A 13,811-nucleotide genomic window follows, 5' to 3' on the forward strand; every position below is an offset into this window, starting at 1 on the left:
AACAGCGCGCGCGAAAGAACTAGTCTGGCCGCATGGCAATTCCGACAGATCCGGAGACCGGCGAGTTCGTCCGTTCGTCCGATTTCTTCGACGCTCGTATCACCGCCGACGGCCGCGACGGCTGGCCCGTGGAGCCGGGCCGGTACCGGCTCGTCGTCAGCAGGGCCTGCCCGTGGGCGAGCAGGGGACTGGTGGTCCGCAGGCTGCTCGGACTGGAGGACGCCATCGGCGTGGCGGTGGCCGACCCGATCCAGGACGACCGGAGCTGGCGGTTCACCCTCGACCCGGATGGAGTGGATCCGGTACTGGGCATCGGTTTCCTGGCCGAGGCGTACCAGGCGGCCGACCCTGACTACGACGGAGGCATCAGCGTGCCCGCCGTCGTCGACATCCCCAGCCGCACCCTGGTCACCAACGACTACCCGCAGATCACCCTGGACTTCTCCACCGAGTGGACCGCCCACCAGCGTGCGGGTGCGCCGGAGCTGTACCCGGAGCGGCTGCGCGCGGAGATCGACGAGGTCAACCGCGCGGTGCACGCCGACGTCAACGCAGCTGTGTACGAGGCCGGTTTCGCCGCCAAGCAGGCCGCGTACGACGAGGCGTACGGCAGGCTCTTCGCCCGTCTCGACGCACTGTCCGAGCGGCTGGAACGGCAGCGTTACCTCGTCGGCGACACGATCACCGAGGCGGACATCCGGCTGTTCACCACGCTGGTGCGCTTCGATCCGGTGTACCACGGCCACTTCAAGTGCAACCGCGAGAAGCTCGCCGAGTCACCCGTGCTCTGGGCGTACGCGCGGGATCTGTTCCAGACGCCCGGATTCGGCGACACGGTGGACTTCGACCACATCAAACGGCACTACTACCAGGTGCACGAGGGGGTCAACCCGACGCGGATCGTGCCGCGCGGGCCGGACCTGTCGGCCTGGGCCACCCCGCACGGGCGGGAGGAACTGGGCGGCAGGCCGTTCGGGGACGGCACGCCACCAGGGCCGCCCCCACCGGAGGAGGCACTCGGACCGCAGTGGTGAACCAGGCGTACGGCGAGCGGAGGACATGATGACGGGAACTGTTGCGGCAGAAGGAATCCACGGCATGCGCGAGGTGATCTACGTCGACGGCCGGTGGACCGGCTCGACCTCGACGGAGACGATCGAGGTGGTCAACCCGGCGACCGAGGAGGTCATCGCCAGGGTGCCCGCGGGCAGCCCGGCCGACGTCGATGCCGCGGTGGTCGCCGCCCGTGCCGCGTTTCCCGCGTGGGCGGCGTTGCCGGCCGCGCGGCGGTGCGAGTACCTGGGCCGGATCGCCGACGGCCTGGCCGAACGCAAGGACGAGATCGCCGAGACGATCACCACCGACATGGGCTGCCCGCTGACGATCGCGCAGAAGGTGCAGGCGACGCTGCCGATCGTCGTCGCCGAGAGCTACCGCGATCCGGCGGTGGTTCCGGAACAGGCCGAGGAACTGGGCAACTCGCTGGTCGTCCGCGAACCGATCGGCGTGGTCGGTGCGATCACCCCGTGGAACTATCCGCTGCACCAGGTGGTGGCCAAGGTGCTGCCCGCGCTGGCGGCGGGCTGCACGGTGGTGCTGAAGCCGAGCGAGGTGGCCCCGCTGGCGGCGTACCTGTTCGCCGAGATCGTCGAGGCCGCGGGCGTGCCCGACGGGGTGTTCAACCTGCTCAGCGGCAGCGGCCCGATCGTCGGCGAGGCGATCGCGGCGCACCCCGGCGTGGACATGGTCTCGTTCACCGGATCTGCGCGCGCGGGCTCCCGGGTCTCCGAGGTCGCCGCGGCCACGGTCAAGCGGGTGACGCTGGAGCTGGGCGGAAAGTCGCCCAACGTGATCCTGCCCGACGCCGACCTCGAGCGGGCGGTGAAGTCCGGGCTGAACAACGCCTACCTCAACGGCGGGCAGACCTGCACGGCGCTGACCAGGATGATCGTGCACCGCGACCAGCGGGACGCCGTGGTGGAACTGGCCAGGGGTCTGGCGGGCAGATTCGTCGCGGGCGATCCGCTGGACCCGTCGACCCGGCTCGGCCCGATGGTGTCGCAAGCGCAGCGGGACCGGGTCCGCGGGTTCATCGAGAAGGGTATCGAGGAGGGCGCGACGCTGGTCTGCGGCGGACCCGAGGCCCCGGAGGGCCTGGAGACCGGTTTCTACGTGCGGCCCACCGTGTTCGCCGACGTGACGCCGGAGATGACGATCGCGCGCGAGGAGATCTTCGGTCCCGCGCTGTCGGTGCTGACCTACGACACCGAGGACGAGGCCGTGGCCATCGCCAACGACACCGACTACGGCCTGGCCGCTGCCGTCTGGGCGGGTGACCCGGAGCGGGCGACCGCCGTGGCCCGCCGGATCAGGGCCGGTCAGGTGGAGGTGAACGGCGGGGCGTTCAATCCGCTGGCTCCGTTCGGCGGGTACAAGCAGTCGGGCAACGGCCGTGAGCTCGGCCGCTTCGGCCTGGAGGAGTTCCTGGAAACCAAGTCCATCCAGCGCTGACCCGTTCCGTCCCACCCACCCGTCGTGTCGCGCGCCTCGGCACCCCGTGTCGTGCGTTCTGGCATGCCGTGTCGCGCGCCTCGGCATGCCGTGTCGTGCGGTTGGCGCGGTGGCCCGATCCTGGCGTCACCTGACCCGCCTGCCGCTCGTCCCGAGGGCACGGGCCACGCACACTCGGTCGTGACGGGGGACCGGGTGCGCCGGTTCCCGGCCACGACGGGTACGGAGGACGGAATGAAGGTGCTGTGGGTCTTCGCCCACCCGGAACCGCGGTCGCTCGGCGGCGCGTTGCGCGACGAGGGGGTCCGGGTGCTGCACGCCGACGGTCACGAGGTCCGGCAGTCGGACCTGTACGCGATGCGGTGGGACCCGGTCGTCGGCGCCGCCGACTTCGACCACGATCCCGCCGACCGGCTCCTCGTCGGCGCCGCTGCGCAACGCGCCCACGCGGCGGGTGCGCTGCGTGCCGACATCCGGTCCGAACAGGACAAGCTGGTCTGGGCCGACACGGTCGTCGTGCAGTTCCCGTTGTGGTGGTACGCGATGCCGGCGATCCTGAAGGGCTGGTTCGACCGCGTGTTCGTCCAGGGCTTCGCCTTCGGCGTACGCGATCCGGCGACGGGGCGCACGCTCCGCTACGGCGAGGGCACCCTCACCGGTAAGCGCGCGATGGTGGTGGTCTCCGCGGGCGCGCGGGAGGTCAGCCTCGGCCCGCGTGGAGTGAACGGACAGCTCGACGAACTGCTGTTTCCCTTGCAACACGGCACCTTGTGGTACAGCGGCATGTCCGTGGTGCCGCCGCTGCTGGTGCCGTCCGCGGACCGCGCCGACACCCCCGCCTTCGCCGCGGCGGCCGCCCGGCTGGCCGAACGGCTGCGCGGGCTGCCGGTCGCCCGGCCGATCCCGTTCCGGCGCCAGAACGGCGGCGACTACGACGAGGACCTGGTGCTGCGCCCGGACATCGCGGCCGGACGGCACGGCCTGTCGGTGCACCTCGCCGCAGCGGCCGGAGTTCAGGCGCCGAGCGCGCCGATCACCTCCGTGCCGTAGGCGGACAGGGTCGCCTCGCGGTCGTCGTGCATCAGGTACAGCGCGAACTGGTCCACGCCCAGCTCGGCGAGTTCCCGGAGCCGTTCCACATGAGCCGCGGCCGGACCCACCAGGCAGAACCGGTCGACGATCTGGTCCGGCACGAAGTCCGTGCTCGGGTTGCCCGCCTTCCCGTGGTGGGCGTAGTCGTAACCCTCCCGCTCGGCGATGTAGTCGGTCAGCTCGCGTGGTACCGGACCGGACTCGCCGTAGCGGGCGACCAGGTCGGCGACATGGTTGCCCACCATGCCCCCGAACCAGCGGAGCTGGTCCCGCTGGTGCGCCAGGTCCTCGCCGACGTAGGCCGGTGCCGCCACGCAGATCGTGACGCCCTCCGGGTCGCGGCCCGCCGCCCGTGCCGCCTCGCGCACCGCGCCGATCGTCCAGCGCGCGATGGCGGGATCCGCGGTCTGCAGGATGAAACCGTCCGCGTGCTCGCCGACGGTCCGCAGCGCCTTCGGGCCGTAGCCCGCCATCCACATCTCCAGCCTGCCGTCCCGTACCCACGGCAGCCGTACCACCGTGCCGCCGTGGTCGACCTCCCGGCCCTCGGCGAGCTCCTTCACCACGTGCATGCAGTCCCGCACGGTCGCCAGGGTCGACGGCGGCTTGCCGATGACCCGGTGAGCCGAGTCGCCGCGGCCGATCCCGCAGACGGTCCGGTTGCCGAACATGTCGTTGAGCGTGGCGAACAGCGAGGCGAGTACCGACCAGTCGCGGGTACCCGGACTGGTCACCATCGGGCCGACGCGCATCGACGAGGTGGCCGCCAGCACCTGCGAGTAGACGACGAACGGTTCCTGCCACAGCACGCAGGAGTCGAACGTCCACCCGTAGCCGAATCCGGCCTGCTCGGCCAGCGTCATCAGCCGCACCACCTCGCGGGCGGGCGGGTCGGTCTGCAGTACGACACCGAAGTCCACGGCATCTCCCTCTAGTTCAGGTACTGGCAGAGGTCCCGGGACAGGAAGGTGCCGTGGGTGGTGCTGCCGTGGAACGCGTCCTTCGACACCACCACCCGGCCCCGGGAGAGCACGGTCTCCACCCGCCCGGTCAGTGCGAAACCCTCGTACGCCGAGTAGTCCACGTTCATGTGGTGCGTCTGCGCCGACAGTGTCTGTTTCGCGGCCGGGTCGTAGACGACGATGTCGGCGTCGGATCCCGGCGCGATGATCCCCTTGCGGGGGAACAGGCCGAACATCCGCGCCGGGGTCGTCGAGCAGGTCTCCACCCAGCGGGCGAGGGAGATCTCGCCGGCGACGACCCCCTGGTGCAGCAGGTCCATCCGGTGCTCCACGCCCGGCATCCCGTTCGGGATCGCGCGGAAGTCGCCGCGCCCCAGCTCTTTCTGGTCCTTGAAGCAGAACGGGCAGTGATCGGTCGACACCACCGACAGGTCGTTGGTACGCAGTCCGCGCCACAGGTCGGCCTGGTGGTGTTTCTCGCGCAGCGGGGGAGAGGCGACGTACTTCGCCCCCTCGAAGTCGCCCTTGGCCATGTCCTCGATCGACAGGTACAGGTACTGCGGGCAGGTCTCGGCGAAGACGTTCTGCCCCTGGTCGCGTGCCTCGGCGACCTCCGCGAGTGCCTGGGCGGCGGACAGGTGCACGATGTAGAGCGGCGCGCCGGTCACCTTGGCCAGTGCGATGGCCCGCCCGGTGGCCTCGCTCTCCAGCTCCGGCGGCCTGGTCAGGCTGTGCTGCAACGGTTCGGTGCCGCCCATGGCGATCGCCTGCGCCGCGAGTTCGTCGATCGCGATGCCGTTCTCCGCGTGCATCATGATCGTCGACCCGGTCTCGGTCGCCTTCCGCATGGCGCGCAGGATCTCGCCATCGGTGGAGTAGAAGACGCCGGGATAGGCCATGAACATCTTGAAACTGCTCACCCCGGCGGCGATGCAGGTCTCCATCTCCTTGAGCGAGGTGTCGTTGACGTCGGAGACGATCATGTGGAAGCCGTAGTCGATCGCGCAGTTGCCGTCGGCCTTCTCGTGCCACTTGTCCAGTGTGGACAGAAGAGAGGTGCCCTTGGCCTGCACCGCGAAGTCGATGATGGTCGTGGTGCCACCCCAGGCGGCGGCGGTGGTCCCGGTGGCGAAGGTGTCCGCGGAGAACGTGCCCCCGAACGGCATCTCCATGTGCGTGTGGGCGTCGATCCCGCCCGGCATGACGTACTTGCCGGTGGCGTCGATCGTCTCGTCCGGGTTCCAGTCCGCGGCCTGTTCGGGGGTGGCGACCGCCGCGATGCGCTCGCCCTCGACGAGTACGTCGGCGACGGTGGCGCCATGCGGTCCGAGGACGGTCCCGCCGCTGATCCGTGTGCGCATTGTCCTGCCCTCCTACGGCGTCACGAGCGAGTCGTAGGTGTCCGGCCTGCGGTCGCGGTAGAACTGCCACAGGTCGCGCACCTCGGCGAGCTGGTCCATGTCGAGATCGCGCACCACCACCTCGTCCTCGGTGTCGGAGGCGGCCTCCCCGACGAGCTGCCCGCGCGGGTCGACGAAGTAGGTCTGGCCGTAGAAGTCGTTGTCGCCCAAGGGTTCCACGCCGACCCGGTTGATCGCGCCGACGAAGTACTCGTTCGCCACCGCGGCCGCGGGCTGCTCGAGCCGCCACAGGTACTGCGAGAGTCCGCGCGAGGTTGCCGAGGGGTTGAACACGATCTGTGCCCCCGCCAGGCCCAGTGCCCGCCAGCCCTCGGGGAAGTGCCGCTCGTAGCAGATGTAGACGCCGATGCGGCCGACCGCCGTGTCGAACACCGGGTACCCGAGGTTGCCGGGACGGAAGTAGAACTTCTCCCAGAAGCCCTTCACCTGCGGGATGTGGTTCTTCCGGTGCATGCCGAGGTACGTGCCGTCCGCGTCGATCACCGCGGCGGTGTTGTAGTAGACGCCCGGCTGTTCCTGCTCGTACATCGGCACGACCAGCACCACCCCGTGCCGTTCGGCGACCTCCTGCATCAGCTTCGTCGTCGGGCCGTCCGGGATCGCCTCGGTGTAGGAGTAGTAGTCGGCGTCCTGGATCTGGCAGAAGTACGGGCCGTAGAACAGTTCCTGCAGGCAAACCACCTGTGCGCCCTGGGACGCGGCGCGGGCGATCGCGTCGACCGCGCCCTGGATCATCGAGTCCTTGTCACCCGTCCACCGTTGTTGGATCAGCCCTGCCCTGACGACGTTGCTCACCTGTGTCCTCCTCGTCCTTCCCGGAAACGGCGTCCCGGTGCGACGCGTTCGGCGACAGCACCAGGAACACCACCATCGCGGCCACCAGACCGGTCAGCCAGCTGTAGTCGTAGAAGATCCTGAAGATCGGGATGAGGCCGTCGGAGGGAAACGGACCCTCGCCGGGCGCCGAGTACGCGCCGCCGACGGCGAGCACCGCGCCCACGACGGTCGCCACCAGCGCCCGCCAGTTCCACCCGCCGGTGAACCAGTACCGGCCGTGCTCGGTGTAGAGCTCCGCCAGTTCCAGATGGGTCCGGCTCTGCACCCAGTACCCGGCGACCAGCACCCCCGCGACCGCGGCGAGCACCCCGCCGTAGAAGTTCAGCCAGGCGAAGATGTAGATGTTCGGATCGGAGATCAGCCGCCACGGCTGGATCGCGATGCCGACGACGCCGGTGATCAGCCCACCGACCCGGAAACTGATCCGCTTCGGGAAGGCGTTGGAGAAGTCGTACGAGGGGCTCACCACGTTCGCCGCCAGGTTCGCCGACACCGTCGCGAGGCCGAGTCCGATCAGCGCGATGACGACCACGACCGGTGAATCGAAACGGCTGGCCAGCAGCACCGGATCCCAGATCGTCTCGCCGTAGATCACGATGCCGCCCGAGGTGATCATGATCGAGACGATCGCCATGAACGACATCGTGGTCGGCAGCCCGAGTACCTGTCCCCATGCCTGCTTGCGCTGGCTGCTGCCGAAACGGGTGAAGTCCGGCATGTTCAGCGACAGCGTCGCCCAGAAGGCGATCATGCCCATCAGCGAAGGCGCGAACACCTTCCAGAATTCCGCTCCCCAGCCGAGCTGGGAGGGCTGGGAGAAGATCGGGCCGAGTCCGCCGGCCTTCACCAGCACCCAGATCAGCAGGATCAGGAAGCCGACCGTGACCAGTGGTGCCGTCCAGTTCTCGAACCGGCGTACCGCCTCGATCCCGCGCCAGATGATGAGCATCTGGAACGCCCAGAAGACCAGGAAACCGATCCACATGGTCCACGGCTGGCCGAAGACCTCGCTCGCACCGGTCCAGCCGTCACCGGCGAGCTTGCCCATGATGACGAAGATCGCCTGGCCGCCCACCCAGGTCTGGATACCGAACCAGCCGCAGGCGATGAACGCTCGCAGCAGGGCGGCGAGATTGGCGCCGCGGATGCCGTAGAAGGCGCGCGCGAAGATGGGGAACGGGATGCCGTATTTCGTTCCCGCGTGGCTGTTCAGCAGCATCGGGATCAGCACGATCAGGTTTCCCAGCGTGATCGTGAGGAACGCCTGCGCCCAGTTCATCCCGATCGCGATCAGGCCGGAGGCGAGCAGGTAGGACGGGATGTTGTGCGCCATTCCCATCCACAGCGCGAAGTAGTTGTACGTACTCCAGTCGCGCCGCCCGATCGGGACGGGGGCGAGTTCAGGATTGACAAAGCGTCCGCTGCCGATGGAGGTGACGTCGGTCAGCTCGATCCGGCCGTCGGCGTGCCTGATCTGCCGAGCCCGGCCGTCCGGCCCGGGTACCGCGGAGTTCGAAGTCATCGCGCAACCCCACCGCTCGATGTCGCCTCGGAATCACCGCCGGAGGGGCGGCGACGCATCTGGAGAATCGTGGTGGGCCCGCCCGGTTCGCGGGACTGGCAGAGTGTTCACCGATGTGTGACTTGGCACACAGAATGCCGGTTGCCTAACGGGCGGGGAGCCGGTCGTGCCTGGGTGCTCTCGTTCGGCGGAACCTGACGCGGCGGCCGGCTCGCGGACATGGGGCACCCGGAATGACCGGGCGCCCCGCGTCCGGGGTCATCGGCCGATCAGAAGTCGAACACCCCGCTGGTCTGCGCCCCCGCGACACAGCGGTTGGCGTAGGAGGCCTGGAAATTCACCCGCTCGCCCTGCCAGCGGCCGACAGCCTGCACCTCGACCGGTGAGTACAGCAGGATGCACTGCCGCTGCTCGCCGGCGATGCCCGCGAAGTCCGCGGCCACCGCCGTCAGGGTCTCGCACGCGGTGTCGGGCGTGGGGTGGGAACCACCGGAGGGCTCGCATTCGAGCACCACGGCACTGGTCTGCCCGTCCGGCTCCTGCATGGTCAGCGTGAGGTGGTGGCCGGCCGGCGCGGTGGGGCCGCCCGAACAGGCCAGGGTGAGGGCGCAGGCGGTGACGGTCTCGAGAAATGGCATACCTTCCTATCGGCACGCCAGGCCCCCGACCGGCCACACGGGCGGGTGAAAAGCCTTCACGAAGGGGTGCCGGGAACGCAATACGTCGACATATTGCGGGGCGGGAGAGCGCAATACGTCGACATATTGCGGTTTTCGGGGGTCCCGTCACCGGGGTGGGGCGGCGCCGGTGACGTCGTGCACGAGCAGCGCCACGTACAGCGAGAGCATCGACTCCGGTTCCTCCAGCGGGACGCCCAGCACCTGCTCGATCCGGGCGAGCTGCTGGTAGTACGCCGTGCGCGAGGTGTGCGCCGCGGCGGCCGCGGCCGACTTGTTGCCGCCGTGCTCGCAGTAGTGCCGTAGCGCGGCGGCCAGCCTGCTGCCGGTCGCGGCGTCGCGCGCCAGCAGCGGCCCCAGTTCACGGGTGGCGAACGCCCGCAGCCGCTCGTCCCCGCCGAGCAGTTCCAGCAGGCCGCGCAGCCGGACGTCGTCGAGCCGGTGGAACCCGCGTTCGGGAACCCGATCGGTGTGTGCCGCCGCGGCCGCCACGTGCGCGGCCTCGGCCAGGGTGCGCGCCGCTCCACCCGGATCATCCACAGTGGACCCCGCTGCCACCGTCACCCGCCCGGTACCCCTGCCCTGCCGGATCTCCTCGCCCAGCCTGCGCAACACGGCGTCGACGTTCGCCTGCGGCGAGAGCGACAGCAGCAGCCGGACGCCGGAGTCGTCGACGGTCCCGGTCAGCGCGGAGACCCTTGCCCGCCGCAGCGCCAGCGCACCCGCCTCCGCCAGCTCGCGCAGCAGCGGCTGCACCGAGGCGGCCCGCGCCTCCCCGGTGAGCACCGGCCGCAGCGCCGCACCGACCAGCCGCCTGCCCGGCAACGGCACCCCCAGCGCCTCGGCGCGCGCGATCAGCTCGGCCGAGGGCACCGGCGAGGCCAGCAGCTCGCCGACCACCGCCTGGTGGGCCTGCCGCTCCAGGCTGTCGCCCTCCCGGCCGAGCAGCCGGTGCACCGCCAGCGCGGACGCGGCCCGCTCGGCCACCACGAGATGCCGGGGTGGCGGCGGATCCCCGTGCACGATCACCAGCCTGCCCCAGTCGTGGCCGCGGGCGCCGACCACGGTGACCAGCCAGCCGGTGTCCGGATGGTGGCCGGTGCGCTCACCGAGCTGGACCGCGCGGGAGCGGGCACACCAGCCGGCCAGCAGTTCGCGCGGATCGGTGCCGGCCGCGTCGTAGGCGAGCACCTCGTGCGCCAGCGTCTCCAGCACCACCGGCCGATCCACCGCCCGCGCCACCTCGGCCAGCACGGTTTCCGGCCCCTCCCCGGCCACGGTCAGCGCGGTGAAGGTCTCGTGTACCCGTTCCGCGGCCCGCAGCTCGGCCACCTGGGCGTCGACGATCAGGCCGTTCACCGCCTCGGTGACGGCCACGTACCGGGTCTCCCGGGACAGCGTCACCAGCGGCAGCCCTCGTCCGGCGGCGGCCTCGACCAGTGCGGCGGGCAGTTCCTCGCTCCAGTGCCGCACCAGTTCGACGACCAGGCCCGCTACGCCCACCCCGGCGAGTTCGGCGACGTAGACGTCCAGCGCCACCGGATCGTCCGGCAGTGCGATCCCGGTGGTGAGCACGAGTTCGCCGCCGCGCAGCAGGTGCGCGATGTCCGAGAGCTCCGCGACGTGAGCCCAGCGCACCCGGTTGTCCAGGCCCGCCGAACCGGCGACCACCCGCGGTCCGCCCTGCCGGAACACGGGGAGCGCGAGCACGTCCGCGACCGTGGGGTACACCGCGCTCCTCCTCGCCCGCTCCGGCCCGGCCGCCCGGCACGGCCAGGAGACAGACTGTACGGGCGGTCAGCGGAGTCCGTACATGTTGCGGCTGGCGGGCCGCCGGAGCACGCCGTGAAACTCGCTGGGAGGACGGGGCCGCACGGTCCTGGTGACGGACCCTGCTGAGGAAGGCGTGGTGACGGTGACGCTGCCTGCGGACGCGGAACTGCTGGAACGGCACCGGAAGGTGCTGCCCGACTGGCTCGCCCTCTACTACGACGAGCCGATCGAGATCGTGCATGCCAGCGGCCGCCACGTCACCGACTCGCGCGGGCGCACCTATCTGGACTTCTTCGCCGGCATCCTGACCAACGCGATCGGCTACGGCGTCGCGGAGATTTCCGACGCCGTGCGCGGCCAGCTCGACACCGGCGTCGTGCACACCTCCACGCTCTACCTGATCCGCAAGCAGGTCGAACTCGCCGAGCAGATCGCCGAACTGTCGGGCATCCCGGACGCCAAGGTGTTCTTCACCAACTCCGGCACCGAGGCCAACGAGACCGCGCTGATGCTCGCCACCCAGCACCGGCGCAGCAACCAGGTACTGGCGCTGCGCAACAGCTACCACGGCCGGGCGTTCGCGACGATCGGTATCACCGGTAACCGCGGCTGGTCGGCCAGCTCGCTCTCGCCGCTGAAGGTCAGCTACGTCCACGGCGGCTACCGCTACCGCGGCCCCTTCTCCGGGTACACCGACGCCGACTACATCGCCGCCTGCGTCGAGGACCTGCGCGACGTGCTGCAGACGACCACCGCCGGCGACGTCGCCGCGATGATCGTCGAGCCGATCCAGGGCGTCGGCGGATTCAACGTGCCACCGGACGGGATGCTCGCCGCGTTCAAGGAGGTACTCGACGAGCACGGCATCCTGCTGATCTCGGACGAGGTGCAGACCGGCTGGGGACGCACCGGCGAGCACTTCTGGGGAATCGACGCGCACGGCGTCACCCCGGACGCGATGACCTTCGCCAAGGGGCTGGGCAACGGCCTCGCCATCGGTGGCGTCATCGCCCGCCCGGAACTGATGGACTGCCTGCGGGCCAACTCCATCTCCACTTTCGGCGGGAACCCGATGGCCACCGCCGGGGCCAAGGCGACGCTGGACTACCTGCTCGACCACGACCTGCAGGGCAACGCCGCCAAGCAGGGCGACCGGGTGATCGGCGGACTGCGCGAGCTGGCGGACCGGTACGACGTGATCGGCGACGTCCGCGGCAAGGGCCTGATGATCGGCGTGGAACTGGTCGAGCCCGGAGCGGGTCACGAGCCGAGTCCGCCCGCCGCGGGCATAGTGCTGGAACAGACCCGTGAACGCGGTCTGCTCGTGGGCAAGGGCGGCCTGCACGGCAACGTGGTCCGGCTCGCCCCGCCGATGACGCTGACCGACGAGGAGACCGAGGACGCACTGGAGATCCTCGGCGCCGCCATCGCCACCGCACAGGAGGAACTCAGCCGATGACCACCCGGATCAGCCACTGGATCGACGGCAAGCCTGCGGCCGGGCCCGCCGAGGGGGCCGGTGGCCGGGCCGGGGACGTGTTCGACCCCGCAACCGGCGAGGTTCGCGCGCGGGTCGACCTCGCCGACGGCCCACAGGTCGAGCAGGCGGTCGCCGCCGCCTCCCGTGCCTTCCCCGGCTGGCGGGACGCCTCACTCGCCGCCCGTACCCGCGTCCTGTTCGCCTTCCGTGAGCTGCTCACCGCGCGCAAGGACGAACTGGCCCGCATCGTCACCGGCGAACACGGCAAGGTCGAGTCGGACGCGGCGGGCGAGATCGCCCGCGCGATCGAGAACGTCGAGTACGCCTGCGGGGCGGCGGCCCAGCTCAAGGGTGGCTTCAGCGAGAACGCCTCCACCGGTGTCGACGTCTACTCGCTGCGCCAGCCGCTCGGGGTGGTCGGGGTGATCTCCCCGTTCAACTTCCCGGCCATGGTGCCCTTGTGGTTCGTGCCCAACGCGATCGCCAGCGGCAACACCGTGGTGCTCAAGCCGAGCGAGAAGGATCCCTCGGCGGCGAACTTCATCGCGGAGCTGTTCACCGAGGCGGGACTGCCCGACGGGGTGCTGAACGTGCTGCACGGCGACAAGGTTGCCGTCGACGGCCTGCTGGAGCACCCGGAGGTCAAGGCGATCTCGTTCGTCGGCTCGACCCCCATCGCCCGCTACGTGTACGAGACCGGGACCCGCAACGGCAAGCGGGTACAGGCGCTCGGCGGGGCGAAGAACCACATGCTCGTCCTGCCCGACGCCGACCTCGACGCGGCCGCCGACGCGGCCGTCTCCGCCGGATTCGGTTCGGCGGGGGAGCGGTGCATGGCGGTGGCGGTCGTGGTCGCGGTCGACCCGATCGGCGACGAGCTGGTGGCCAGGATCGCCGAGCGGATCACGAAACTCCGCGTCGGCGACGGCCGCAAGCCGGAGTCGGAGATGGGCCCCCTTGTCACCGCCGCACACCACCAGCGCGTCGAGTCCTATGTGGACGCAGGCCTGGAGGCGGGGGCGACGCTCGTCGTCGACGGGCGGGGCGTCGAGGTGGACGGTGAACGGGGCGGCTTCTGGCTCGGCCCGACCCTGTTCGACCACGTCCGCCCGGACATGTCGATCTACACCGACGAGATCTTCGGCCCGGTGCTCTCGGTGACCCGCACCGCCGACTACGAGGCCGCGCTGGAACTGGTCAACGCCAGCCCGTACGGCAACGGCACGGCGATCTTCACCGCCGACGGCCGCGCGGCGCGCAAGTTCCAGAACGAGGTCGAGGTCGGCATGGTCGGCGTCAACGTGCCCATCCCGGTGCCGGTCGGCTACTACAGCTTCGGCGGCTGGAAGGATTCGCTGTTCGGCGACAGTCACGCCTACGGCCCGGAGGGCTTCCATTTCTTCACCCGGACCAAGGTCGTCACCTCGCGCTGGCCGGAGCAGCCCGCCGGGGTGACGCTCGGCTTCCCGCGCAACACCTGAGCGGGCCGCCTCCGGTCCCGCGCCGGGGGTTCCGCACGGCACCGAGCCGCCGCGG

General features: G+C 70.4%; 11 protein-coding genes. 5 read left to right on the forward strand and 6 right to left on the reverse strand.

Annotated features, from left to right (window positions below; all coding sequences use genetic code 11):
* The first annotated feature begins 32 nt into the window (after window positions 1-32).
* From CFN78_RS03900 to CFN78_RS03910, 3 genes are all read left to right on the forward strand, one after another.
* A complete protein-coding gene (locus tag CFN78_RS03900; RefSeq protein ID WP_094861191.1) occupies window positions 33-1,034 on the forward strand; it encodes a glutathione S-transferase family protein in 1,002 nt (333 codons plus the stop codon).
* A 64-nt stretch (window positions 1,035-1,098) separates the two neighbouring features.
* Complete coding sequence (locus CFN78_RS03905; RefSeq protein WP_094861192.1) at window positions 1,099-2,511, forward strand: aldehyde dehydrogenase family protein; 1,413 nt, start codon at window positions 1,099-1,101, stop codon at window positions 2,509-2,511.
* Window positions 2,512-2,745: 234 nt separating this feature from the next.
* The gene (locus CFN78_RS03910) at window positions 2,746-3,561 is read left to right on the forward strand and encodes an NAD(P)H-dependent oxidoreductase (RefSeq protein ID WP_094861523.1); all 816 of its coding nucleotides are present in this window, start codon (window positions 2,746-2,748) and stop codon (window positions 3,559-3,561) included.
* Here CFN78_RS03910 and CFN78_RS03915 read toward each other — a convergent pair.
* The 6 genes from CFN78_RS03915 to CFN78_RS03940 all read right to left on the reverse strand — a co-directional run bounded on the left by CFN78_RS03915 (window position 3,525) and on the right by CFN78_RS03940 (window position 10,753).
* Window positions 3,525-4,523, reverse strand: a complete 999-nt coding sequence (locus CFN78_RS03915; protein WP_094861193.1) for a TIGR03842 family LLM class F420-dependent oxidoreductase — start codon at window positions 4,521-4,523, stop codon at window positions 3,525-3,527. The two genes, CFN78_RS03910 and CFN78_RS03915, sit on opposite strands and share 37 nt — an antisense overlap.
* Window positions 4,524-4,534: 11 nt before the next feature.
* Window positions 4,535-5,926, reverse strand: coding sequence for a dihydropyrimidinase (hydA, locus tag CFN78_RS03920; protein WP_094861194.1), 1,392 nt, complete (start codon window positions 5,924-5,926; stop codon window positions 4,535-4,537).
* Window positions 5,927-5,938: 12 nt separating this feature from the next.
* Entirely contained in the window at window positions 5,939-6,781 is an 843-nt protein-coding gene (locus tag CFN78_RS03925) for a nitrilase-related carbon-nitrogen hydrolase (protein ID WP_094861195.1), read from the reverse strand.
* Entirely contained in the window at window positions 6,732-8,345 is a 1,614-nt protein-coding gene (locus CFN78_RS03930) for an NCS1 family nucleobase:cation symporter-1 (protein WP_094861196.1), read from the reverse strand. Before CFN78_RS03930 ends, CFN78_RS03925 begins: the two co-directional genes overlap by 50 nt.
* 269 nt (window positions 8,346-8,614) lie before the next feature.
* Window positions 8,615-8,983, reverse strand: a complete 369-nt coding sequence (locus CFN78_RS03935) for an SSI family serine proteinase inhibitor (RefSeq protein WP_094861197.1) — start codon at window positions 8,981-8,983, stop codon at window positions 8,615-8,617.
* A gap of 147 nt (window positions 8,984-9,130) precedes the next feature.
* Window positions 9,131-10,753 carry a PucR family transcriptional regulator gene (locus CFN78_RS03940; protein ID WP_094861198.1) on the reverse strand — a complete coding sequence of 541 codons (1,623 nt, stop codon included), beginning with the start codon at window positions 10,751-10,753 and terminating at the stop codon, window positions 9,131-9,133.
* 184 nt (window positions 10,754-10,937) lie between these two features.
* On the opposite strand from CFN78_RS03940, the gene CFN78_RS03945 reads away from it, so the two are divergent.
* Both CFN78_RS03945 and CFN78_RS03950 read left to right on the forward strand, forming a co-directional pair.
* Window positions 10,938-12,254, forward strand: coding sequence for an aspartate aminotransferase family protein (locus CFN78_RS03945; protein ID WP_240519282.1), 1,317 nt, complete (start codon window positions 10,938-10,940; stop codon window positions 12,252-12,254).
* A complete protein-coding gene (locus CFN78_RS03950) occupies window positions 12,251-13,756 on the forward strand; it encodes a CoA-acylating methylmalonate-semialdehyde dehydrogenase (RefSeq protein WP_094861199.1) in 1,506 nt (501 codons plus the stop codon). Before CFN78_RS03945 ends, CFN78_RS03950 begins: the two co-directional genes overlap by 4 nt.
* Window positions 13,757-13,811 lie beyond the last annotated feature (55 nt).

Origin of the sequence: Amycolatopsis antarctica, assembly GCF_002262875.1 — a bacterium.
GTDB classification, from domain to species: Bacteria; Actinomycetota; Actinomycetes; order Mycobacteriales; family Pseudonocardiaceae; genus Amycolatopsis; species Amycolatopsis antarctica.

Coding starts and splice junctions, on each gene's coding strand:
- CFN78_RS03900 (WP_094861191.1), top strand. CDS start 33: ATGGCAATTCCGACAGATCCGGAGACCGGCGAGTTCGTCCGTTCGTCC.
- CFN78_RS03905 (WP_094861192.1), top strand. CDS start 1,099: ATGCGCGAGGTGATCTACGTCGACGGCCGGTGGACCGGCTCGACCTCG.
- CFN78_RS03910 (WP_094861523.1), top strand. CDS start 2,746: ATGAAGGTGCTGTGGGTCTTCGCCCACCCGGAACCGCGGTCGCTCGGC.
- hydA (WP_094861194.1), bottom strand. CDS start 5,926: ATGCGCACACGGATCAGCGGCGGGACCGTCCTCGGACCGCATGGCGCC.
- CFN78_RS03930 (WP_094861196.1), bottom strand. CDS start 8,345: ATGACTTCGAACTCCGCGGTACCCGGGCCGGACGGCCGGGCTCGGCAG.
- CFN78_RS03935 (WP_094861197.1), bottom strand. CDS start 8,983: ATGCCATTTCTCGAGACCGTCACCGCCTGCGCCCTCACCCTGGCCTGT.
- CFN78_RS03950 (WP_094861199.1), top strand. CDS start 12,251: ATGACCACCCGGATCAGCCACTGGATCGACGGCAAGCCTGCGGCCGGG.